The organism is Pseudomonas sp. 313 (assembly GCF_000316965.1).
Taxonomy (GTDB): domain Bacteria; phylum Pseudomonadota; class Gammaproteobacteria; order Pseudomonadales; family Pseudomonadaceae; genus Chryseomonas; species Chryseomonas benzopyrenica.
This window is the reverse complement of the sequence record NZ_ANBZ01000061.1, coordinates 160212-182845: the sequence shown is the minus strand read 5'-3', so window position 1 is coordinate 182845 and position 22634 is coordinate 160212. Positions and strand designations below refer to the sequence as shown.

General features: G+C 66.2%; 16 protein-coding genes. 9 read left to right on the top strand and 7 right to left on the bottom strand.

Going from position 1 to position 22634, the window contains the following annotated elements:
* Positions 1–106 precede the first annotated feature (106 nt).
* Positions 107–604, bottom strand: coding sequence for a hypothetical protein (locus C722_RS0112470; protein WP_017640818.1), 498 nt, complete (start codon positions 602–604; stop codon positions 107–109).
* A gap of 182 nt (positions 605–786) precedes the next feature.
* On the opposite strand from C722_RS0112470, the gene recC reads away from it, so the two are divergent.
* The 4 genes from recC (at position 787) to rmuC (ending at position 11608) form a co-directional block, all read left to right on the top strand.
* The gene (recC, locus tag C722_RS0112465; protein WP_026083814.1) at positions 787–4218 is read left to right on the top strand and encodes an exodeoxyribonuclease V subunit gamma; all 3432 of its coding nucleotides are present in this window, start codon (positions 787–789) and stop codon (positions 4216–4218) included.
* Positions 4215–7877 (top strand): exodeoxyribonuclease V subunit beta, encoded by a 3663-nt coding sequence (recB, locus tag C722_RS0112460; protein WP_017640816.1) that lies wholly within the window; start codon positions 4215–4217, stop codon positions 7875–7877. The genes recC and recB overlap by 4 nt, the downstream gene beginning before the upstream one ends.
* Entirely contained in the window at positions 7870–9951 is a 2082-nt protein-coding gene (gene recD, locus C722_RS0112455; RefSeq protein ID WP_017640815.1) for an exodeoxyribonuclease V subunit alpha, read from the top strand. Before recB ends, recD begins: the two co-directional genes overlap by 8 nt.
* A 73-nt stretch (positions 9952–10024) precedes the next feature.
* Positions 10025–11608 (top strand): DNA recombination protein RmuC, encoded by a 1584-nt coding sequence (gene rmuC / locus C722_RS0112450; RefSeq protein ID WP_017640814.1) that lies wholly within the window; start codon positions 10025–10027, stop codon positions 11606–11608.
* A gap of 74 nt (positions 11609–11682) precedes the next feature.
* Here rmuC and C722_RS0112445 read toward each other — a convergent pair whose 3' ends face one another.
* The 4 genes from C722_RS0112445 to C722_RS26215 all read right to left on the bottom strand — a co-directional run bounded on the left by C722_RS0112445 (position 11683) and on the right by C722_RS26215 (position 16386).
* Complete coding sequence (locus tag C722_RS0112445) at positions 11683–13266, bottom strand: peptide chain release factor 3 (RefSeq protein WP_017640813.1); 1584 nt, start codon at positions 13264–13266, stop codon at positions 11683–11685.
* Positions 13267–13358: 92 nt separating this feature from the next.
* Positions 13359–14534, bottom strand: a complete 1176-nt coding sequence (locus C722_RS0112440; RefSeq protein WP_017640812.1) for an acyltransferase — start codon at positions 14532–14534, stop codon at positions 13359–13361.
* A gap of 294 nt (positions 14535–14828) precedes the next feature.
* Positions 14829–15875, bottom strand: a complete 1047-nt coding sequence (locus C722_RS0112435) for a glycoside hydrolase family 5 protein (RefSeq protein ID WP_017640811.1) — start codon at positions 15873–15875, stop codon at positions 14829–14831.
* Positions 15876–16194: 319 nt separating this feature from the next.
* Positions 16195–16386, bottom strand: coding sequence for a hypothetical protein (locus tag C722_RS26215; protein ID WP_143075287.1), 192 nt, complete (start codon positions 16384–16386; stop codon positions 16195–16197).
* Between the two features lie 722 nt (positions 16387–17108).
* On the opposite strand from C722_RS26215, the gene C722_RS0112425 reads away from it, so the two are divergent.
* The 4 genes from C722_RS0112425 to C722_RS0112410 are packed head-to-tail and all read left to right on the top strand — an operon-like array spanning position 17109 to position 20560.
* Entirely contained in the window at positions 17109–17819 is a 711-nt protein-coding gene (locus tag C722_RS0112425) for an ABC transporter permease (protein WP_017640809.1), read from the top strand.
* A gap of 9 nt (positions 17820–17828) precedes the next feature.
* Complete coding sequence (locus C722_RS0112420; RefSeq protein ID WP_017640808.1) at positions 17829–18731, top strand: glycine betaine ABC transporter substrate-binding protein; 903 nt, start codon at positions 17829–17831, stop codon at positions 18729–18731.
* 4 nt (positions 18732–18735) lie between these two features.
* Positions 18736–19395 (top strand): ABC transporter permease, encoded by a 660-nt coding sequence (locus tag C722_RS0112415; RefSeq protein ID WP_017640807.1) that lies wholly within the window; start codon positions 18736–18738, stop codon positions 19393–19395.
* Between the two features lie 10 nt (positions 19396–19405).
* Positions 19406–20560, top strand: coding sequence for an ABC transporter ATP-binding protein (locus C722_RS0112410; RefSeq protein ID WP_017640806.1), 1155 nt, complete (start codon positions 19406–19408; stop codon positions 20558–20560).
* A gap of 163 nt (positions 20561–20723) precedes the next feature.
* On the opposite strand, the gene C722_RS0112405 is transcribed toward C722_RS0112410, so the two are convergent.
* Together C722_RS0112405 and C722_RS0112400 are read right to left on the bottom strand one after the other, a co-directional pair.
* Complete coding sequence (locus tag C722_RS0112405; RefSeq protein WP_371099786.1) at positions 20724–21197, bottom strand: murein L,D-transpeptidase family protein; 474 nt, start codon at positions 21195–21197, stop codon at positions 20724–20726.
* 130 nt (positions 21198–21327) lie between these two features.
* Positions 21328–21882: an NUDIX hydrolase gene (locus C722_RS0112400; protein WP_017640804.1), complete on the bottom strand. Its 555-nt coding sequence runs from the start codon at positions 21880–21882 to the stop codon at positions 21328–21330.
* Positions 21883–22009: 127 nt separating this feature from the next.
* Between C722_RS0112400 and C722_RS0112395 the strand changes: the two genes are divergently transcribed.
* On the top strand, positions 22010–22597 hold the full coding sequence (locus C722_RS0112395) for a CoA pyrophosphatase (protein ID WP_017640803.1): 588 nt from the start codon (positions 22010–22012) through the stop codon (positions 22595–22597).
* The last annotated feature ends 37 nt before the right edge of the window (positions 22598–22634 follow it).

Below are 22634 nucleotides of genomic sequence, written 5' to 3'. Positions count from 1 at the left end.
TTCGGAATGCTCATTTACCACTCGTAAACTCCGCTTCCTCACAAATTTTTGCCTTGCCTGACCTTCGCTCGGCGACTTTTCAGACAAGCTTAGGACGCGCCTTCCTCTATAGCCGTTGCGTCCACGCCTGGGCGGTGGCCAGGGCCGCCTGGCGCAGCTTGGCCGCCAGTTCGGGTTTCTCGTATTCCAGCGGACTCGACGCCGTCACCGTATGGATGCGGTCGCGCTTGATAAAGAACACCTGGGTGCCCAGCAAGGGCTTGCTGCAGGCACTGGCGCCTTCGCCGAGGCCGTCGATGGCCTTGCACTCCAGTTGCTCGCTGAGCGATTGCACCTGTCGCCGCAGCTTGGGCAGCGCCCTGCCACCGTTCTCGTAGCCCGCCGACAGGCCCAGCAGATAGTTGGCCGGCTGGCCGGTGTCGCGATCGGTGAAGGCGCAGCCGCCGGCGATCTGCCGGGCATAGGCCAGGGGCAGGCCGGAGGTCTGCTGGAGCAGCGGCAGTGGCAACTGGGCCTGCAGACTGGCGCAGTCGACGGGTTCGCCGTTATCGGCATGGGCGAGGGTAGCGCCCAGGAGCAGGGGAAGGGCAACGAGGAAACGCATGAAAACATCCTGTCGATGGCCAGCGGCCGATAGAGGCCGAGTCTACCGGCTGGAACCTCTTCTCAGGCGGGGAGACGGGAGCGGCTGTGCGCTGCGTCATGCGTTGGTCAGCACATTGCGGACTGGTATCCGGCGCGGGTGATCCTTACCCTGGCCGCAGACAGCGAACAGCGAGGCGTAGGATGTCCGAGGCGCTCACTCCCGGATTCATGGTGGTACACGGCAACCGGCTCGAAGAGCTGCGCGGCCTGGCGGTCGGCTGGATGCGGCGCTATCCCCTGGCGCCACTGGAAAACGAACAGGTGCTGGTGCAGAGCAATGGCATCGCCCAATGGCTCAAGCTGGCTCTGGCCGAGGATCCGCGCGGGGACGACGAGGGTGGCTGCGGGGTGGCCGCAGCCCTTGAGGTGCAGTTGCCGGCGGCCTTTCTCTGGCGGACCTATCGCCAGGTGCTGGGCCGTGATCAGGTCCCGCCATCCTCGCCGTTGGACCGTGCGCCCCTGACCTGGCGCCTGATGCGGCTGTTGCCGACGCTGCTCCTGCAGCCAGACTTCGCTGCGCTGCGGCGCTTTCTCGACGACGACGGCGATCTGCGCAAGAGATACCAGCTGGCCGAGCGCCTGGCCGATCTCTATGACGGCTACCAAGTCTATCGCGCCGACTGGCTCAACGACTGGGCGGCGGGTCGCGATCTGCTGGCCAGCCTGCGCGACGGTCGGCGTCCCTTGCCGGAAAGTTGCCGTTGGCAGGCGCAGCTGTGGCGGGCGCTGCTGGACGATGTGGGCGATGGTGGTCTGGCCCGCAGCCGGGCCGGCGTGCACCGGCGCTTTCTGGAGGTGATGCGGGCGGCTACCGAAGCGCCGGCTGGTCTGCCGCGGCGGGTGGTGATCTTTGGCCTGTCGGCGATTCCGGCGCAGACCCTCGAGGCCTTGGCCGCGCTGGCGCGCTTCAGCCAGGTGCTGCTCTGCGTGCACAATCCCTGTCGCCATCACTGGTCCGACATCGTCGCTGACCAGGATCTGCTGCGACAGAACTATCGTCGCCAACAGCGCAAGCCGGGCATGCCCCAGACGCTGGATGCCGAGGCGCTGCATCAGCACGGTCAGCCGCTGCTGGCGAGCTGGGGCAAGCAGGGCCGCGACTACATCCACCTGCTGGACGAATTCGACGAGCCTGACGGCTATCGTCGGCTGTTCGAGGACCTCAACGGCGGCCGTATCGATCTCTTTGCCGACACCGAACCCCAGCATCTGCTCGGCCAGTTGCAGGACGATATCCTCGAATTGCGTCCGCTGACCGAGACCCGTGAACGCTGGCCGGCAGTAGCTCCGGCGCGGGACAGGTCCATGCGTTTCCATGTGGCTCATAGTCCGCAGCGTGAGGTGGAGATCCTCCACGATCAGCTGCTGGCGCGCTTCAACAGCGATGGCAGCCTGAGGCCGCGCGACGTCATCGTCATGGTGCCGGACATCGATGCCTATGCGCCGCACATCCGTGCGGTGTTCGGTCAGCTTGACCGCCAGGATCCGCGCTTCATCCCCTTCAGCCTGGCCGACCAGCACCAGCGCGGCTTCCAGCCGTTGCTGATCGCCCTGGAGCATCTGCTGCAGCTGCCCGACAGCCGCTTCGCCCTGAGCGAGATCCTCGACCTGCTGGACGTGCCGGCGGTGCGTGCTCGCTTCGGCCTGCGTGAGGGCGATCTGCCGACCCTGCACCTCTGGCTGGAGGGCGCCGGCGTGCGCTGGGGGCTGGATGCCGAGCAACGCAGTCGCCTCGACCTGCCCGAAGGCCTGACCCAGAACACCTGGCGCTTCGGCCTGAGGCGCATGCTGCTGGGCTACGCCGTGGGCAGTGGCGCCGCCCTGGGCGATATCGAGCCCTTCGACGAGGTGGGCGGCCTGGACGCGGCGCTGGTCGGGCCGCTGGTGGATCTGCTCGATGCGCTGGATGCGGCCCAGGCGGCGCTCGCCCAGCCGGCCCGGCCATCGGAGTGGGGCGCCCGCCTGCAGGCGCTGCTGGCGCTGTTCTTCAGCGCCCAGGATGAGCATGACGAATACCTGCTGGAGCAGCTGGAAAATCTGCGCGAGCGTTGGCTGGAGCTGTGCGAGGACGTCGTCCTGGACGAAGAGCTGCCGCTCACCGTGGTCCGCGAGGCCTGGCTGGCCGGACTGGACAGCGGGGGCCTGGCCCAGCGCTTTCTCGCCGGGGCGGTCAATTTCTGCACCCTGATGCCCATGCGCGCCATTCCCTTCCGGGTGGTCTGTCTGCTGGGCATGCACGATGGCGCCTATCCGCGCATCCAGTCGCCGCTGGATTTCGACCTCATGGCCCAGGACTATCGCCCCGGTGACCGCTCGCGGCGCGAGGATGATCGCTATCTGCTGCTGGAGGCGCTGCTCTCGGCACGCGATCAGTTCTATGTCAGCTGGGTGGGGCGCAGCATCCGCGACAATAGCGAGCGCCCGCCGTCGGTGCTGGTCGCCCAGTTGCGTGACCATCTCCAGGCCGGTTGGCGGCTGGCGGGGCATGAAGAGGAGCCGGAGCGCCTCCTGGCGGCCCTGACCCAGGAGCATCCGCTGCAACCCTTCAGCGCCCGTTACTTCCGCGGCGAACGTGGGTATTTCAGCTTTGCCGCTGAATGGCTGGGCGTGCATGACCGCACCACGCGCAATGAGGATGCCCTGCTGCCGCTGCTGGTACCCGAAGAGCCCCTGGGCCTCGATGATCTCGCCCGCTTTCTGCGCGGACCGGTGGATCTGTTCTTCGCCAATCGACTCAAGGTGCATTTCGCGGCGCCCGATGCGCCGGCGGAAGACGAAGAGCCCTTCGGTCTGGATGCCCTGACCCGCTACCAGTTGGGCGAAGACCTGCTGGCGGCGGCACTGGCTGAGCCTGCCGAGGCCGACCAGGCGCTCATGGCCGCCGCGGAGCGCCTGCGCGGCAGTGGTCGCTTGCCGCTGGCGGGTTTTGGCGAGCGGGCCGGGCGGGCCTTGCGCGAGCCTCTGCCTGCCGTGGTCGCCCAGGTCGAGGCCCTGACGCTGCGCTGGCCCGAACCCCTGGAAGAGGCCGTGACCCTGGATCTCGAACACAAAGAGCTGCAATTGGTGGCTAATCTCGAACGCCTGCGCCGCGGTCCTGAGGGGCTGCTGGCCCTGACCGCTCAGGCCAATGGCCTGGGCAGCACCCGTACCCGCAAATGGCACCGATTGCTACGGCCCTGGGTGCAGCATCTGGTCGCTGCGGCGGGTGGCCTGAAATTGACCACCGCGGTGGTGGCGACCGATCTGACCCTGCTGCTGGCGCCGCTGGACGCCGAGTTGGCCCGGCGGCAGCTGGATGAATTGCTGGACGCCTGGGCACTGGGCCAGCGGCGTCCGCTGCCGGTGGCGCCGCGCACCGCCTTCGCCTGGCTGGCCAATGAGCCGGACAAAGCCCTGGCCGCGGCCGAGCAGGCCTATCAGGGCGAGGCGGCGACCCATCCGGCGCTGCGTCGGCAGTATCCGGATTTCGCCGCGCTGCTGGCCGACGAGGAATTCGACGGCTGGTGCCAGACCCTCTATGCGCCGGTGCATACCGCCGGCTGGCAGGTGGTTGGTGGGGAGGGACAGGCATGAGCCAGCGTCCCCTCGCCCTGCGCTTTCCGCTGCAGGGCAATCAGCTCATCGAAGCCAGTGCCGGCACCGGCAAGACCTTCACCATCTCCGCGCTCTATGTGCGTCTGGTGCTGGGCCACGGTACGTCCGAGACGGCTTTCGGCCGCGACCTGTTGCCGCCGCAGATCCTGGTGGTGACCTTTACCGAGGCCGCCACCCAGGAATTGCGCGACCGCATTCGCCATCGCCTGGCCGAGGCGGCGCGCTTCTTCCGTGACGAGATCGTGGCGCCCGATCCCTTGCTTGCCGAATTGCGCGAGGACTTTCCCGCCGAGGCCTGGGCCGATTGCGCCCGGCGCCTGGACATCGCCGCCCAGTGGATGGACGAGGCGGCCGTCTCCACCATCCACAGCTGGTGCCAACGCATGCTGCGCGAGCACGCCTTCGACAGCGGCAGCCTCTTCGTGCAGAACCTGGAGCAGGACCAGAGCGAATTGCTCGCCCAGGTGGTGCGCGACTACTGGCGGCGCTTCTGCTATCCGCTGGAGGGCGAGGCGCTGGACTGGGTGATCGAGCACTGGGGCGAACCCCGCGCCCTGGCCGTGCGCCTCCGCCCGTTGTTGAGCGAGGCCTTGGGCGCGCCCCAGGGGGAGCCTGCCGCCTTGCTGGCTACCGCCCTGGCCGAACGCCGAGAGCGGTTGGCGCGGCTCAAGGCGCCCTGGAGCAGGTGGGCGGAAGAGTTGCGCGATCTCTGCCAGGCCGGCTGCGACGCCAAGGTGGTCGATGGTCGCAAATTGCAGAAGCGGTTCTTCGGGCCCTGGTGCGACAAGCTGGTCGCCTGGGCGGACAACCCCGCCAGTGAAGACCTCGATATCGGCACCGGCTTCACCCGGCTGACCGAGGATGGCTTCGCCGAGGCCTGGACCAAGGCCAGTCCGCCGGATCATCCGGCCCTGGCGGCCATGGCGCGGCTGCCCGGGCAACTGGCCGAGCTGCCCAGTCCCGAGGTGCCCCTGCTGGAACACGCCGCGGCCTGGGTGCAGCAGAAATTCGAGCGCGAGAAGCTGCGCCGCGCCGAGCTGGGCTTCGACGACATCCTCACCCGTCTGGATCGGGCACTGCAGGCCGATGGCGCTGGCGCACGACTGGCGGCGCTGATCCGCGAGCAGTTTCCGGTGGCGCTGATCGACGAATTCCAGGACACCGATCCGGTGCAGTACCGCATCTTCAGCACCGTCTACGGCGCAGGAGAGGGCACCGGGCTGTTCCTGATCGGCGATCCCAAGCAGGCCATCTATGCCTTCCGCGGCGCCGATATCCATACCTATCTGCAGGCCCGCCGCGCCAATGCCGGCCACCTGCATTCGCTGGACACCAACTTCCGCTCCACCGCCGCCATGGTCGCGGCGGTCAACCAGGTATTCCAGCATGGCGAGATGACGGCACCGCGCGCCGCCTTCCTGTTCCGCCAGGGCGAGGACAATCCGGTGCCCTTCGAACCGGTCCGCGCCCAGGGCCGGCGCGAAGCCTTGGAAATCGACGGCGTACCGGGCGCGGCCCTGACCTTCTGGCAACTGGCGGGCGACGAGCCGCTGGCCGGTACCGCCTATCGCGCCGCCCTGGCCGAGAGCACCGCCAGCGAGATCGTCCGGCTGCTGAGCCTGGCCGCCGAGGGCAAGGCTGGCTTTCGCCGTGAAGACGGCGAACTGGTGCCGCTGCGGCCCGCCGATATCGCCATCCTGGTGCGCGCCGGCAGCGAGGCCCAGGCGGTCCGCCAGGCCCTGGTGCGCCGTGGGGTGCGTAGCGTCTATCTGTCGGACAAGGATTCGGTGTTCACCGCCCAGGAGGCCCGCTGCCTGCTGGACTGGCTCAAGGCCTGTGCCGAGCCCGATGTGGATCGCCGGCTGCGCGCAGCCCTGGGTAGCCTGACCCTCGACCTGCCACTCGCCGAGCTCGATGCCCTCAACCACGACGAGCAGGCCTGGGAGTCGCGGGTGCTGCAATTCCGTGGCTATCGCCAGCTCTGGCGCACTCAGGGCGTGTTGCCCATGTTGCGCCGCCTGCTGCAGGACTTCCGCCTGCCGCAGCGGCTGATGGCCCGCGCCGACGGCGAGCGGGTGCTGACCAATCTGCTGCACCTCGCCGAGCTCCTGCAGCGCGCCGCTGGCGAGCTGGACGGCGAACAGGCGCTGATCCGCCACCTGGCCGAGCAGTTGGCCGCCCAGGGGGCCGCCGACGAACAGATCCTGCGCCTGGAGAGCGACGCCGAGCTGGTCAAGGTGGTGACGGTGCACAAGTCCAAGGGCCTGGAGTATCCGCTGGTGTTCCTGCCCTTCGCCTGCGCCTATCGCGCCGAGGAGGGCGCCAGCCTGCCACTGCGCTATCACGACGACCAGGGCCAGGTGCGCCGTACCTTCAAACCCTCCGCCGAGGAGCTGGCCCGCGCCGACGACGAACGCCTGGCTGAAGACCTGCGGCTGCTCTATGTCGCCCTGACCCGGGCCCGGCACGCCTGCTGGGTCGGGGTGGCCGATCTCAAACGTGGCCGCAGCAAGGAGTCTGGCTTCGCCCGCAGCGCCCTGGGTTATCTGGCTACGGGCGGCGAGCCCCTGGCCAGTTCAGCAGCCCTGGGAACGGCGTTGGCCACCCTGATCGGCGCGCAATCCGACACCCTTATCCTGCCGCTGCCCGAGGCCGATCCGACCCGGCTGCCCGAAGCCCGCGAGGCTCCGGTGACCCTCAGGGCGCTGACGGCCCGTCGCGCGGCCCGCGAGGACTGGTGGATCGCCTCCTACAGCGCCCTGCGCATCGGCACGCGCCTAGGCGAAGCGCGGGAGGAAGGCCAGCTGAACCTGGAACTGGATCTGGATACCCCGGCGGCCCAGAAGCTGTTCGACGACGACCGCCTCGCCCCGGACGAGGCTCGCCAGCCCGCGGCCGGCGAAGACCTGCATCGCTTTCCCCGCGGCCCCGGTCCGGGCACCTTCCTGCACAGCCTGCTGGAGTGGGTCGGCGAGGAGGGCTTCACCGCCATCCAGGCCGCGCCCGAGCGGCTGGACGACCTGATCGCTCGGCGTTGCCAGCGGCGTGGCTGGAATCACTGGATTCCCATCCTGCAGGGCTGGCTGCGCCAGTTGCTGGAGCTGCCGCTGCCCTTACCGGGGGGAGGCCAGCGCCTGGGCGAACTGGCGCGCTACCAGGTGGAGATGGAATTCTGGTTCGCCACCCATGGCGTCGATCTGGAGCGGCTTGACGATCTGGTCCGCCGCGGCACCCATGGCGGCCAGGCGCGACCGATGCTGGAGCCGGGTCAGCTCAACGGCCTGTTCAAGGGCTTCATCGACCTGGTGTTCGAGCACGAGGGGCGCTATTTCGTGGTGGATTACAAGTCCAACTGGCTGGGCGCCGAGGCCGGCGCCTATACCCGCGCGGCCATGGAAGGCGCCGTCCTGGCCAAGCGTTACGACCTGCAGTACGTGCTCTACAGCCTGGCCGTGCACCGGCTGCTCAAGGCGCGGCTGCCCGGCTACAGCTACGAGCGCCACTTCGGCGGCGCCGTCTACCTCTTCCTGCGCGGCTGCGATCCCGCCGGCCACGGCGTCTTCGTCGAGCGTCCCGCTCAGGTCCTGATCGAGACCCTGGATCTGCTGTTCAGCGGTGCGGAGATTGCCCATGTCTGATTTCAGCCCCGCTACCGAACGGCTGCTGCGCCTGGCGTCCCTGGCCCAGGAGCGCCCCCTGGCACCGCTCGAACAGCGCGATGACCTCTTTCGCCTGCTGGAGCTCTGGGTGCAGCGCGGCTGGCTGCGCCAGGTGGACCGGGCCTTCACCAGCTTTCTCGGTGAACTCGAGCCCCAGGGCGACTCGGCGGTGCTGCTGGCCGCGGCCCTGGCCAGCCATCAGCTCGGCCATGGCCATGTCTGCCTGGATCTCGCCGCCACCCTGCGCAATCCCGATGCCGCCCTGTCGCTGCCGCCCGAGGGCGACGAGGCGCGTGCGTCGCTGTTGCCGTCCCAGTTGCTGCACGGCCATACCCTGGAGGCCTGGCGGCAGGCGCTGCTGGCCAGCGTGCTGGTCGATGCCGACGGCAGCTGTCCGGAGCGACCGCTGGTGCTGGGCGGTGAGCGCCTCTATCTGCGCCGCTACTGGAATTACGAGCGTGCGGTGGCGGCCAGCCTGCGCCAGCGCCTGGCCACCCCGGAGCCGTTGCCGGCGGATCTCGCCGAGCGTCTCGACCGGCTGTTTCCGCCGGACCCCGACGCGGGCGGCGAACCCGACTGGCAGAAGCTGGCTTGCGCCCTGGCGGTGCGTGGTGCCTTCAGCATCGTCACCGGCGGCCCCGGTACCGGCAAGACCACCACCGTGGTACGGCTGCTGGCGCTGCTCCAGGCGCCGGCGGTGGCGGCCGGTCGGCCCCTGCGTATCCGCCTGGCCGCGCCCACGGGCAAGGCGGCCGCGCGGCTCACCGAATCCATCGGCGGCCAGGTCAGTCGCCTGCCGGTGGACGACGAACTGCGCCGGCACATCCCTACGGGAGTGACCACGGTGCACCGGCTGCTGGGCAGTCGGCCCAATACCCGTCACTTCCGCCATCACCGCGGGCATCCCTTGCCGCTGGACGTGCTGGTGGTGGACGAAGCCTCGATGATCGACCTGGAAATGATGGCCAGCCTGCTGGCGGCCCTGCCGCCGCGGGCGCGACTGGTGCTGCTCGGCGACAAGGACCAGCTGGCCTCGGTGGAGGCGGGCGCGGTGCTGGGCGATCTCTGCCGGGATGCCGAAGCCGGACGCTACAGTCCGGCCACCCGGGCCTGGCTGGAAGGGGTGAGTGGCCAGTCGCTGGCCCAGGCGGCGCTGGCGGTCGGCGACGACCAGGGTGACGCCCTGGCCCAGCAGGTGGTGATGCTCAGGCGCTCGCGCCGCTTCGGCGCCGGCAGCGGTATCGGCCAACTGGCGCGCCGGGTCAATGCCCAGGACGGCATGGGCGCGCAGCAGGTGCTGGTCGACGGCGGCTACGCCGACCTGCACCGGGTGCTGCTCAAGGGACCGGAGGATCGCGCCCTGGAGCGTCTGGTACTGGAAGGGCGCGGGCGCGCCCGCGGCTATCGTCATTACCTTGAGGTCCTGCATGAGACGCGGCCGCAACTCGACAGCGTGCTGGAGGATCCGGTCTGGACGCGCTGGGCCGGCCAGGTGCTGGCCGCCTTCGACGACTTCCAGCTGCTCTGCGCCGTGCGCAAGGGCCCCTGGGGCGTGGAGGGCCTCAATCTGCGCATCGCCAACGCCCTGTTGACCGCCGGTTTGCTCACGGGCGAGCACGGCTGGTACGAGGGCCGCCCGGTGCTGGTGACGCGCAACGACTACAGCCTGGGCCTGATGAACGGTGACATCGGCATCACCCTCTGCCTGCCGGACGCCAACCAGCCCGGGCGCAAGGTCCTGCGGGTCGCCTTTCCCCGTGGCGATGGCAGCGGCGGTCTTAGATTCGTCCTGCCCAGTCGGCTGGCGGCGGTGGAGACGGTGTTCGCCATGACCGTGCACAAGTCCCAGGGCTCGGAGTTCGCCCACACGGCGCTGCTGCTGCCCGAGCAGCTCAGTCCGGTGCTGACCAAGGAGCTGGTCTATACCGGCATCACCCGGGCACGCGATGATTTCACCCTGATCGAGGCCCGCGGCGGCATCTTTGCCGAGGCCGTGGCCCGTCGAGTCCGCCGTGTCAGCGGCCTGGACCTGGATTTGCGAAACACTGTGTAAATGTACAGATAAATGCTGGACGCTCCTCCTGCGCCTGCCTAAGGTGAGGGGAGCCGTCCGCGATGAGAGCGCCATGACTTCCCTGCCTTTCGTTTCCCTTGTGCTTCCCCTGTTGCTGCTGGCCGGCTGGGCGGGTTCGGCCGTCTGGCTGACCGGACGCCAGCGCTATCTGCAACAGCAACTCGACAGCGCCGCCGAGCGCTACGACATGCTGCGCGACGACCTGCAGCGGGCCGAGCTGGCCAATGGTCGCCAGGTGGTGGAGCTGGGCGCCGAGCGCGAACGCACCGCCGCCCTGCAGCGCCAACTGGAGGCCAATCGCGAGCTGGAAGCCGAGTTGCGCCAGCAGACCCGCCAGGCCCAGTTGCAGGCCGCCGAACAACACGCCCTGGCCGAGGCCGCCCGCGCCCAGCTGCAGGGTAGCCAGGAGCAGCTCGCCGAACTGCGCGAACGCCAGCACCGCGAGCAACAGCTGCACGCCGAGGTACAGGAGCGCCATGCGCGCCTGGCCGAAGAGCATGCGACGCTCAGGACCACCCTGGAGCAGAAGGAAGAGCACTTCCAGGCGCAGCAGCTGCTGCTGCGCGAGAGTCGCGAGCAGCTCAAGCTGGAATTCGAGCAACTGGCCGGACGCATCTTCGACGCCAAGGGCCAGGCCTTCGCCCAGCACAGCCAGCAATCGCTGGATGCGCTGTTGCGGCCGTTCCGCGAGCAGATCGAAGGCTTTCGCGCCAAGGTCGAGGACATCCACCACAAGGATGTCCAGCAGCAGGCGGCCCTCGGCCAGCAACTGCTCGATCTCAAGGAGCTCAACCGGCAGATCACCCAGGAAGCCCATGACCTGGCCACCGCCCTGCGCGGCCAGAAGAAGGCCCAGGGCAACTGGGGTGAACTGATCCTGGAAAATGTGCTGGAGCGTTCCGGCCTGCGCGAGGGTCGCGACTTCGTCCGCGAACGCAGCTTCACCACCGAGACCGGGCGGCGGCGACCGGACGTGCTGGTCCATCTGCCGCAGAAGAAGCACCTGGTGGTGGACGCCAAGGTGTCGCTCAATGCCTATACCCGCTACGTCAACAGTGAGGACGAAGGCGAGCGTCGCCTGGCTCTGGGCGAGCACGTGCGCGCCGTGGGCGACCGCATCCGCGAGCTGGCCGATCGCGAATACTTCAGCCTGCCGGGGCTGAATTCGCCGGAGATGGTCTTTCTCTTCATTCCCATCGAATCGGCCTTCGTCGAAGCGCTCAAGGCCGACGAGAGCCTGTTCCAGCGCGCCATCGAGCAGAACGTGCTGGTGGCCACGCCGACCACCCTGCTGACCAGCCTCAACATCGTCCGCCAGCTCTGGCGCTTCGAGGACCAGAATCGCCATACCGCCGAGCTGGCCGAGCGCGCGGGCAAGGTCTACGACAAGCTGCGTACCTTTCTCGGCAGCATGGACGGCATCGGCAAGAGTCTGGACAAGGCCGGCGAAGCCTATCGCAAGGCCTGCGGCCAACTGGTGGGCGGCCCGGGTAACCTGGTCAAGCAGGTGGCCGACTTCAAGGAACTGGGCGTGGCGGTACGCACCGAACTGGACGGTCAGTGGACCGAGCGGGCGGAGCTGGAGCTGACGATGGTCGAACTGGAAGCCGCCGCCGAATCTTCCGACCAGGGCTGAGCTGGCGCTACGGGTTCAGGGGGAGGGCAGGTACGCCTGACCGGTATCAGGCGCACCGGTCAGGACGATAGCGCTTAGTGGTGCTCGCGGGTGGCGCGGAATTTGATCTCCGGCCAGCGCTCTTCCATCAGCGCCAGGTTGACCCGGGTTGGCGCCAGGTAGGTGAGGTGACCGCCGCCATCCACCGCCAGGTTCTCGAAGGCCTTGTTCTTGAAGTCTTCGAGCTTCTTCTTGTCATCGCACTCGATCCAGCGCGCCGACCAGACGTTGATGGCCTCGTAGGCGCACTCCACCTTGTATTCTTCCTTCAGCCGGCTGGCGACCACGTCGAACTGCAGCACGCCCACCGCGCCCAGCACGATGTCGTTGTTGCGCTCGGGGAAGAACACCTGGGTGGCGCCTTCCTCGGCCAGTTCCTGCAGACCCTGGCGCAGCTGCTTGGATTTCAGCGGATCCTTGAGCCGCACGCGGCGGAACAGTTCCGGGGCGAAGTGCGGGATCCCGGTGAAGCCCAGCAGCTCACCTTCAGTGAAGGTGTCGCCGATCTGGATGGTGCCGTGGTTGTGCAGACCGATGATGTCGCCAGCGAAGGCCTCGTCCAGGTGCTCACGCTCACTGGAGAAGAAGGTCAGGGCGTCGGCAATCTTCAGGTCCTTCTTGATGCGCACGTGGCGCAGCTTCATGCCCTTCTCGTACTTGCCCGAGCAGATGCGCATGAAGGCGATGCGGTCGCGGTGCTTGGGGTCCATGTTCGCCTGGATCTTGAACACGAAGCCGGAGAACTTCTCTTCTACCGGCTCCACCACCCGCTCGTGGGCGGCGCGCGACAGCGGGCGCGGGGCCCAATCCACCACGGCGTCGAGCACCTGGTCGACACCGAAGTTGCCCAGGGCGGTACCAAAGAACACCGGGGTCATCTCGCCACGCAGGAAGGCCCCGCCATCGAATTCGTGGCAGGCGCCCTGCACCAGCTCCAGCTCCTCGACGAAGCGGTCGTAGAGATCGCCCAGGTGAGCGCGGGCTTCATCGGAGTCCAGCTTGTCGATGGTCTTGGTGGCGATGCGTTCGTGACCATGGCCGGGGGTGTAGACGTAGATGCGGTCGTCCGAGAGGTGATAGACGCCCTTGAAGTCGCGGTAGCTGCCGATCGGCCAGGTGATGGGCGCGGCCTTGATCTTGAGCACCGCCTCGATCTCGTCGAGCAGTTCGATGGGGTCGCGGATGTCGCGGTCGAGCTTGTTGATGAAGCTGACGATGGGGGTGTCGCGCAGGCGGCAGACGTCCATCAGGGCGATGGTGCGAGGTTCGACGCCCTTGCCGCCGTCGAGCACCATCAGCGCCGAATCCACCGCGGTCAGGGTGCGGTAGGTGTCTTCGGAGAAGTCTTCGTGGCCGGGGGTGTCGAGTAGGTTGATCATGTGCTCGCGGTAGGGGAATTGCATCACCGAGGTGGTGATGGAGATGCCGCGCTGCTTTTCCATCTCCATCCAGTCGGAGGTCGCATGGCGATCGGATTTGCGCGACTTCACCGTACCCGCGACGGCGATGGCCTGACCCATCAGCAGCAGCTTTTCGGTGATGGTGGTCTTGCCCGCGTCGGGGTGGGAAATGATGGCGAAGGTACGGCGCTTGGCGACTTCGGCGGCCTGGGTGGTCATGGATGAACCTGGGCGGGAAGAAAAAAGAGGGGGCGGAGTATAGCAGAGCGCAGCCTCACCGACTTGGGGCGGTGGGGCTGCCAGGGCTCCGCTCAGCGCTGCGGCTGGATGGTGCCGTCGCAGCAGGGTGGGGTGCGTTTGCGGCGGACCAGGCGCTTGCCCAGGGCCATGCCCGGGATCTCGATGTATCTGTGGGTCAGGCAGGCGAAGGCGAAGACCACTCCCAGTTCCAGCAGTACCACCAGGTTGTCCAGCACGGGGCTGCCGGTGGCGATGTAGCGGATCATGAAGGGCACCGGCACATCATGGGAGGGCGCCACCACCGTGAGATCATGGTGCAGCAGCTTGCCCAGCACGATGAAGGCGCTCTTGAACACGAAGATCACCGCGGCGTGGCAGAGGTAGATCGAGTAGGACAGTACGCCCAGGCGGACGAAGAACCCCTGGTGCAGCACGCTGGAGACCAGGCCGCGCTCGAAGGCGAAGGTGAGGATGGTGACGCAGAACACCAGGGTCGCCAGCACGCCCTTTTTGGGCACCGGCAGATCCGAGGTCATCACCGCGACACCCGCGATCAGGCACGCCAGCTCCAGCAGGGTGCCACCGAATTGCCCCTGATTGTGCTGCTTGATCCAGACATAGAGGCGATAGGTGCAGGCGCCGGCGAAAAAGCACGACAGGCCACGGAAGATCTCGGTCTTCAGCGGCAGGATGGGAAACAGCAGCTGCACGAAGGCCAGCAGGGCGATCGCCAGGAACCACTGGCGCTGATGACCCTGGCCCTTGAGTACCAGCAGGCCGAATACCAGATAGAGGTAGTACTCGATGCTGATGCTCCAGGAGGGGTAGTTGAAGGAGCCGGTGATGGCCTCGCCCAGCCAGGATTGCAGCAGCAGCAGATTGGGCAGGAATTGTTCGGGCGCGGTGGCGCCGCTGAAGGCCGGATCGTTGAAGCCGATCCCCAGTTTTTCCGCCAACAGGCGACCGCTCTCCAGCAGCACATAGAGGCCCAGCATGGCCAGGTGCAGTGGCAGGATCCGCGCCGAGCGACTGATGGCGAAGTCGCGATAGTCGTCCAGGGTGCGCAGCCGATTTTCGTAGGTGTGCATCAGCACGAAGCCGCTCAGCACGAAGAAGAATTCGACGAACAGGTAGGCATTGGCTATCAGCGGATTTTCCGAGGCAGCCTGAGCGACATAGGTGTGGAAGAGGACAACGGCGACGGCCAATAGACCGCGAAAGCTATCCAGAGCGACGAATCTTTCCATGGGAATTCCCTGACGGTGCAGCAGGACGAGGCAAGCGGAGGCAGTGCAGCCGCTAGGGGGAAAGAGAAGGGAGCGGAGGGGTGAACGGTGGCATGGCATCCTAGCTCTTGTGGTCGTACAAGCGTCTTAATAGTCGAACTATTACTTGCTGTAACAATTTGATCGCATAAAGCCAGCAAGTTCTTGCTTGGCCGTCCATGGCCCTGGCTTTTGTGACGGCAATCACCTGTTTTCAGGCAAATCGCTGACGGGTGGCAGTGGGCGCCGTTCGGCTTCGGCCGTGGCGCCCTTGTCTCAGCGAGGACCCAGGTCGGTGCAGTCGGCCGGCTTCACGTACTTCTGCAGCACGGTCCATTGCGGTCGGGGTTTGCCCTTGACCGGCTCGATCGCCAGCGGATAGTCGCCCCAGTTGGGGCCGGCTGCCCAGTACATGGCCGGAATGCATTCCTTGCGCAGACGGGCCAGCAGCCGGTCCATTGCCGCCAGCCAGCGGGGATCGTTGTCCGGTACGCCAAATTCGCCGATATGGCCACGCTTGCCGTGCTGCTTGAGCCAGGCGATGAAGGGCTCGACCCGGCGGATGCCGACGTCCGGGTCGAAGTCGGTCATGTCTTTCTTGAGGTATTTGCCGCCACCGTCGTTGTCGAAATAGACGTGCGCCGAATAGATCAGGTTGTCGGCCGGGTCCCTGAGGCCGAGCAGCTTGGCGTTGTAGCGCGGCCAGAGATAGCTGCTGGACCAGCCATTACCCTCGATCAGGATCGGGCGCGCCCGGTCCACGTCGCGTACCGCATCGATGCCGTGCTGCGCCGCGATCGGCCATTGCTCAACCGCATCGTGGGGCTCGTTCATGATGTCGTAGGCGGCGAGGGCGGGGTGCTCGTGCCAGCGCTGGGCGATCCGCCGCAGGACATCGGCATAGGCCGGGTAGGGCACTGCCGCGCTGCCGATGATCTGCCCGCGGTATCTCATGTAATTGTGCAGATCCAGGATCACGTGCATGCGATAGCGCTTGGCGTTGTCCAGGGTCTTATCGATCAGCTTGGCATAGGCAGGATCCAGCGGCTGCCCCAGGCGGGGCTGCAGGCGTTCCCAGATGACCGGGAAGCGGATCACGCGGATGCCTTTGGCCGCCCAGCGTCGGTAGTGACCGGCGTCGGGAAAGAAGTAGTTGGTGCCGGGCTTGCCCGGCAATACATGAGGAGCGAAGCCGGCACCGGAGAAGTTCAGTCCGACCAGATCGGTGGGGAAGTCACGCGTATCGGCACGGGTGGCCGGCACGATGGTCAGGCAGAGGAGAGTGAGCAGGGTCGTGAGAGCGGTTTTCAGGCGTAGCGTCATCGGCAAGGTCCCGGACAGTGACGGAAGACGGTAGGAGCACGGGTCGCGGTGACCCGATTCGCCATGAGGCCCGAAGAGACGTCAGGAAGTTGCGCTGTATTGCTCAGAAGGTGCGCCAGGCGACGTTAATGCCAGGCGAAAGCTGCAGAAATGCGAGCTAGGTAGGGCTGGAGGTTAGCCTGTGCCAGGACGACGCGGGGTCTAGATCCGGGAGGGACGATCAGCCGAACGGAGGGAAAGGGCATTGGAGCGAGCAATGAACTGCCTGTGACTGCTTTCCATCTTTCCATGGCGCAGGCAGATCATTCGAAAGCGGTCTTTAGCGACGCAGGCAGATTCCAGCCCACTGCTCGGCTTCGCGGCGGGCTGAGGCCTCGTCATCGAAGTCGGCGATCAGGCCACCGTGCGCATACACCACCACCCAGTTTTCCACCTTGGGTTGCAGCAGCATTACGGGGGTAGAGGATAGAACAGCGGAGTCCAACGATGCACAAGCCGTCATGTCATTCATAACGTTCCCTTTGAAGTTAGCTCGGTGAATAGTCTGTTTTTATAGCGGTTCCAGAAACGGCGCTTGGTGCTATCACTGGGCCACCTATTGACCGTGTTATGGCTGAATGATCCCTCAAAGCGTCAGCCACTCGTCGGCATGATAAAGAGGTGCCAAAACATCGGCATCGCACTGGCTCACACAAAGATGTTTCAGTTATGACCGTACGTCAGCTGAGCTGTGTCACGCTCCACGAAACCGAGCCGGTCTGCCATCGCATCTGTGACAGATGTCGCGTCGAGTCTGCAGAGCAGCTAACAGTAAAGGTATTAAATTTATCGTCACATATTCGCCGACTGCTCTAGCACGCGATTCTCGCTTTTCTTCGGGTATCCGAGCCTCTCGCCTGGGCCTTTCACCCTGTCAAGGTGTGTCGCTTTCCGCGATTGGGTTGGCATTGAGCGAGTCTATTGGGTTAGCCTGAAAAGGAGCTGACGAACTATCGACTGCGATGGACGTCAATCTCTTCGGTCGAGGCAAAGCGCCATGTCGCTACGAGAGAGCGACACCTAAGGGCTAGGCAGATCCCGAGATCCGCACCGCCCCGTTGGTCCAGCCGGCATACCCGCTATGCCCTGCTGTGTCTCGACCCTGAACCCGGACAGCCGTCCTGCGCCTCGCCCCTGTCGCGAGGTCCGCACTCGGAAGGCATGCGGCCTGTCCGCCCGTTGAAGGAGCCTGACATGGCGAAGTTCAAGACCCTCCTGCTCGGCTCGGCCGTGGGAGTGGTGATCCTGGCACTGCTGGTGCACTGGATCGGTAGGGATACCCTCAGTACCTATCGCGCGGATCTGCTGTTCTATCTCCAGGCCCACCTCTACCTGGTGGCCGTCTCCATGGTCCTGGCGCTGCTGGTGGGCATTCCCGCCGGGGTATTGCTCAGCAGGCCGCGGTTCGCCCGCAGTGCCGAGCGCTTCATGCAGGTGTTCAACATCGGCAATACCGTGCCGCCGCTTGCGGTGCTGGCCATCGCCCTGGGCGTCGTCGGCATCGGTGACGGGCCGGCGATCCTGGCGCTGTTTCTCGCTTCGCTGCTGCCCATCGTGCGCAACACCTACGAGGGGCTGAAGAACGTGCCGGGCTCGCTCAAGGAAGCGGCCACCGGTATCGGCATGACCCCCACCCAGGTGCTGACCAAGGTGGAGTTGCCCAATGCCGTGCCCATCATCGTCGGTGGGGTGCGGGTGGCCCTGGCGATCAACGTCGGCACCACTCCGCTGGTGTTTCTCATCGGCGCCAACAGCCTGGGCAGTCTGATCTTTCCTGCCATCGCCCTGGAGAACCAGTCACAGCTGCTGCTGGGCGCGGCCGCCACGGCGCTCTTGGCGCTGCTGCTGGATGGCCTGGTGCTGCTCGCCAGTCGCCTCTGGCTGGAACGCGGCCTGGCCCGCTAAGGAGACGAGATGAAGAAGTTGCTTATCGCCCTGGGCGCCGCCTGGTTCGGACTGGCGCTGGCCAGTGGTGCCCAGGCCGAGCCCATCCGCATCGGTGCCAAGGTCTTTACCGAGCAGGCCATTCTCGCCGAGCTCACCGGGCAGTACCTGTCCAGGCACGGCTACCAGCCGGAGATCGTCGGCGGCCTGGGCAGCACCATCGCCTGGAACGGCGTGAAGAACGCCCAGCTCGACCTCACCTGGGAATACACCGGTACCTCGCTGGTGGCCTACAATCATGTCACCGAGCGGCTGGACAAGGACGCCTCCTACCAGCGGGTCAAGGAGCTGGACGCCAAGGTCGGGCTGGCCTGGCTGGCGCCCACCCGCTTCAACAACACCTACGCCCTGGCGCTACCGGAAAAGGTCGCCCAGCAGCATCCCGAGCTGAACAGCATCAGCGACCTGGCCCGGCTGCTCAAGGCCGAGGCCGGCAAGCGCCACCTGACCGCGCTGGACATCGAATTCGCCAACCGTTCCGACGGCCTCGCCGGCCTGGTCAAGGCCTATGGCCTGAACTACACCCGTGACGACATCCGCCAGATGGATCCGGGACTGGTCTATACCGCGCTGCGCAACGGCCAGGTGTTCACTGGACTGGTCTACACCACCGACGGCCGCCTGGATGCCTTCAAGCTCAAGGTGCTGGAAGACGACAAGGGCTATTTCCCCGACTACACCGCCGCGCCGGTGGTGAACGCCGGGTACCTGGCCAAGCACCCGGATCTCGCCGCGTTGCTGAGGCCCCTGGCGGAAAGCCTGGATCAGGCCACCATGCGCCAGCTCAACGCCAAGGTGGACATCGAGCGGCAGACGCCGGCCCAGGTGGCCCGCGACTTTCTTGCCCAGCACCCCCTAAGCGGAGGGCAATGACCCCATGGATTTCGTCACCTCCTTCAATCACATCGACTGGCTGCAGGTCCTCGACCTGACCCGCCAGCACATCACCCTGGTGGGCATCGCCGTGACCCTGGCGATCATGGTAGGCGTGCCCCTGGGCATCCTCATGACCCGCTACCCCGCGCTGGCCGGACCGCTGCAGGCGGTGGCCACGGTGGTCATGACGCTGCCTTCGATCGCCCTGTTCGGCCTCCTGCTGCCCTTCTACTCCAAGTTCGGCCAGGGCCTCGGTCCGCTGCCGGCCATCACCGCGGTGTTCCTCTATTCGCTGCTGCCGATCCTGAGAAACACCTACCTGGCGCTGACCAGCGTCGAGCCCGGCATCCGCGAGGCGGGTGCCGGCATCGGCATGACCTTCTGGCAGCGCCTGCGCATGGTCGAGCTGCCCATCGCCTTGCCGGTGATCCTCGCCGGGGTACGCACCGCCGTGGTCATGAACATCGGCGTCATGACCATCGCCGCCACCATCGGTGCCGGCGGCCTGGGCGTGCTCATCCTCACCGCCATCAGCCGCAGTGACATGGCCACCCTCATCGTCGGCGCCGTGCTGGTCAGCCTGCTGGCCATCGTCGCCGACCTCGTCCTGCAGTGGCTGCAACGCCGCCTCACCCCGCGCGGCCTGCGCAGCGCCCTTTAAGGAGCCCCAGATGATCGAACTCGACCGCCTGACCAAGACCTTCAAGCAGCACGGCAAGGACGTGACCGCGGTGGATGCCGTGAGCCTCACCGTGGAAGAGGGCCAGATCTGCGTCTTCCTCGGCCCCTCCGGCTGCGGCAAGACCACCACCCTGAAGATGATCAACCGCCTCATCGAGCCCACCTCGGGGCGGGTGCTGATCAACGGCGAGGACACCACCGGCATCGACGAGGTGACCCTCAGACGCCATATCGGCTATGTGATCCAGCAGATCGGTCTGTTCCCCAACATGACCATCGAGGAAAACATCACCGTGGTACCCAAGCTGCTGGGCTGGGACAAGAAGAGGTGCCGCGAGCGCGCCACCGAGCTGATGAGCATGGTGCAGCTGGAGCCCAAGCAGTACCTGTCGCGCTATCCACGCGAACTGTCCGGTGGCCAGCAGCAGCGCATCGGGGTGATCCGCGCCCTGGCGGCCGAGGCGCCGCTGTTGCTGATGGACGAACCCTTCGGTGCGGTGGACCCGATCAACCGCGACGCCATCCAGAACGAGTTCTTCCAGATGCAGCGGGCGCTGAACAAGACGGTGATCATGGTCAGCCATGACATCGACGAAGCCATCCGCCTGGGCGACAAGATCGCCGTGTTCCGCGGCGGGCGCCTGGTGCAGTTCGATCATCCGGACACCCTGCTGGCCCATCCCAAGGATGAGTTCGTCAGCAACTTCGTCGGCCAGGACAGCACCCTCAAGCGGCTGCTGCTGATTCGTGCCGAGGACGCCGCCGACAACGCGCCCGCGATCCAGGCCGAGACGCTGATCGGCGATGCCGTGGAATTGATGGAAGAGCACGATCGCCGCTACCTGGTGGTGACGGATGCGGCCAACAAGGGCCTGGGCTACGTGCGCCGCCGCGACCTGCGCGGTCAGAGCGGGCCGGTGGCGCCCTTCGTCACCCCGTTCAAGGCCACCGCGGCCTTTGACGAGCACCTGCGCATCCTCTTGTCGCGCATGTACCAGTTCAACACTTCCTGGCTGCCGGTGCTCAGCGCCGACAAAGACTTCCTTGGCGAGGTCACCCAGGAATCCATCGCCGACTACCTCAGCAGTGGTCGTTCGCGGGGCAAGACCACCATCGTCTCGCCCGCGGAGCAGGTGGCGGGGTAGGGCACGGGAAGCCTATCGGCGCAGAGGCTGTTCAAAGGCTCGCGAGCTAGAGCCAAACAAGGCGAAAAGACCTGAGGAAGCGGAGTTTACGAATTGTAAATGAGCATTCCAAAGGCCTTTTCAACGCAGTCTGGCCGACGCGCAGCAGCCTTTGGATAGGCTCTCAGGGGCGGATCTCGATCATAGTGCCGTCCTTGACCAGCCCCCAGACCTCGCGCATGTCGTGGTTGGTCATGGCGATGCAGCCCTCGGTCCAGTTCAGCGAGTTGAAGTACCACTCCGGGTACTCCTCGTCGATGGGGGTGCCGTGCAGCATGATCATGCTGCCGGGACGCACGCCGGCCTGGCTGGCGCGCGCCAGGTCCTCACGATTGGGATAGGAAATGTGCATGGCCAGGTTGAATTTGTCGCTGGTCTTGCGCCAGTCGATCCAATAGAAGCCTTCCGGGGTGCGCTTGTCGCCCTCGCGCAGCTTGGGGCCGCGGGGATTCTTGCCCAGCGAGATGCGGTAGGACTTCATCACGGTGTCGCCGCTGAGCAGTTGCAGCTGATTGCGCGACTTGATGACCAGCACCTTGTCGATCAGCGGCGCGGCCGGCTGGCGGATCACCGTGACGCTGGTACTGGCCTGGGCCAGCTGGGGAAGCAACGAACCGCACAGCACATAGCAGAGCGCCAACAACAGGTGCAACGGACGCATGTCGAGAAGATCCTCGGAAGAGCTCAGAGCCTGTTCAAGGTCTCGCGAGCAGACGTTGAACAGGCCCTTAGGCAGGCTTGGGTGCGACCACCATGGGCGCCATGCCCTCATGGCGCAGTGAAAACTCGCCGCGGCGGCGGTCAGCGAAAAAGCATTCTAGTGTTCGCTTGATGGTCGGAAAAGCCAGAGACGACCAGGGGATGTCGGCTTCGTCCAGAAGGCGCACGTCCAGGCTTTCCTCGCCGACGCCAAAGCGTCCGTCGACCAGCTCGCCGCGGAACAGCATGTAGATCTGGTCGATGTGCGGCAGATCGAAGAGCGTATAGAGCTCCAGGTCCTGCACCTGCGCGCCGGCTTCCTCGAGGGTCTCGCGGGCGGCGGCCTCGGTGGTGGTCTCGCCGTTTTCCATGAAGCCTGCCGGCAGCGTCCAGTAGCCCTTGCGCGGCTCGATGGCGCGCTGGCAGAGCAGCACCCGGCCTTCCCAGGTTGCCAGACAGCCGGCCACCACCCGTGGGTTCTGGTAATGCACCGCGCCGCACTGGCTGCAGACCAGGCGCATGCGGTTGTCGCCCGCGGGAATGCGTTCTTCCAGCAGGCCGCCACAGTGGTTGCAATGCTTCATGATTCATCCTCGTTTTGCTGCAGTGTGCCGGGGCGATCGCGGGCCTCGCAAGCGATGGCTGGGCTTGGGATTGCCCGGCGGGCGTGCCATGATCCAGGGGATACGATGAGCAAGGGAGAATTCCGGCGTGGATGAGTTGCTCCAGCGCCTGCGTCACTATCGGCCGCGCACCCTGAGCGGCACCGAGAACCATCAGGAAGCGGCGGTGCTGGTGCCCATCATTCGTGGCGAGCATCCCGAATTGCTGCTCACCCTGAGGGCCAGCAACCTGTCCACCCATGGCGGCGAGGTGGCCCTGCCGGGCGGCCGGCGCGATCCCGAGGACGTCGATCTGATCGCCACCGCCCTGCGCGAGGCCGAGGAAGAGGTCGGGCTGCCGCCAGGCCTGGTGGAGGTGATCGCGCCCCTGAGTCCGCTGGTGTCACGCTACGGCCTGGCGGTGACGCCCATCGTCGCCCTGATTCCCGATCAGCTCGAATACGTCCCCAGCGAAGCCGAGATCGCCGCGATCTTTACCGTGCCCCTGCAGTTCTTCTGCGAAGTGCCGCCGGACTACACCCTCAGGGTCGACCACGACGGCCTGCGTTGGCAGGTGCCCAGCTATCAGTATGGCGAGCACCGCATCTGGGGGCTGACGGCAGTGATCATCGTCGAGCTGGTCAACCTGCTGTACGACGCCGGTATCGTGCTCAAGGCACCGCCCAGGCGGGATTGAGCGGTAGGCTCTGTACGAAAAGTCGCCGAGCGAAGGT

Coding starts and splice junctions, on each gene's coding strand:
- recC (WP_026083814.1), top strand. CDS start 787: ATGTCCGAGGCGCTCACTCCCGGATTCATGGTGGTACACGGCAACCGG.
- C722_RS0112445 (WP_017640813.1), bottom strand. CDS start 13,266: ATGACCACCCAGGCCGCCGAAGTCGCCAAGCGCCGTACCTTCGCCATC.
- rmuC (WP_017640814.1), top strand. CDS start 10,025: ATGACTTCCCTGCCTTTCGTTTCCCTTGTGCTTCCCCTGTTGCTGCTG.
- recB (WP_017640816.1), top strand. CDS start 4,215: ATGAGCCAGCGTCCCCTCGCCCTGCGCTTTCCGCTGCAGGGCAATCAG.
- C722_RS0112470 (WP_017640818.1), bottom strand. CDS start 604: ATGCGTTTCCTCGTTGCCCTTCCCCTGCTCCTGGGCGCTACCCTCGCC.
- C722_RS0112435 (WP_017640811.1), bottom strand. CDS start 15,875: ATGACGCTACGCCTGAAAACCGCTCTCACGACCCTGCTCACTCTCCTC.
- C722_RS0112425 (WP_017640809.1), top strand. CDS start 17,109: ATGGCGAAGTTCAAGACCCTCCTGCTCGGCTCGGCCGTGGGAGTGGTG.
- C722_RS0112400 (WP_017640804.1), bottom strand. CDS start 21,882: ATGAAGCATTGCAACCACTGTGGCGGCCTGCTGGAAGAACGCATTCCC.
- C722_RS0112415 (WP_017640807.1), top strand. CDS start 18,736: ATGGATTTCGTCACCTCCTTCAATCACATCGACTGGCTGCAGGTCCTC.
- C722_RS26215 (WP_143075287.1), bottom strand. CDS start 16,386: ATGAATGACATGACGGCTTGTGCATCGTTGGACTCCGCTGTTCTATCC.
- C722_RS0112440 (WP_017640812.1), bottom strand. CDS start 14,534: ATGGAAAGATTCGTCGCTCTGGATAGCTTTCGCGGTCTATTGGCCGTC.
- C722_RS0112420 (WP_017640808.1), top strand. CDS start 17,829: ATGAAGAAGTTGCTTATCGCCCTGGGCGCCGCCTGGTTCGGACTGGCG.
- recD (WP_017640815.1), top strand. CDS start 7,870: ATGTCTGATTTCAGCCCCGCTACCGAACGGCTGCTGCGCCTGGCGTCC.
- C722_RS0112410 (WP_017640806.1), top strand. CDS start 19,406: ATGATCGAACTCGACCGCCTGACCAAGACCTTCAAGCAGCACGGCAAG.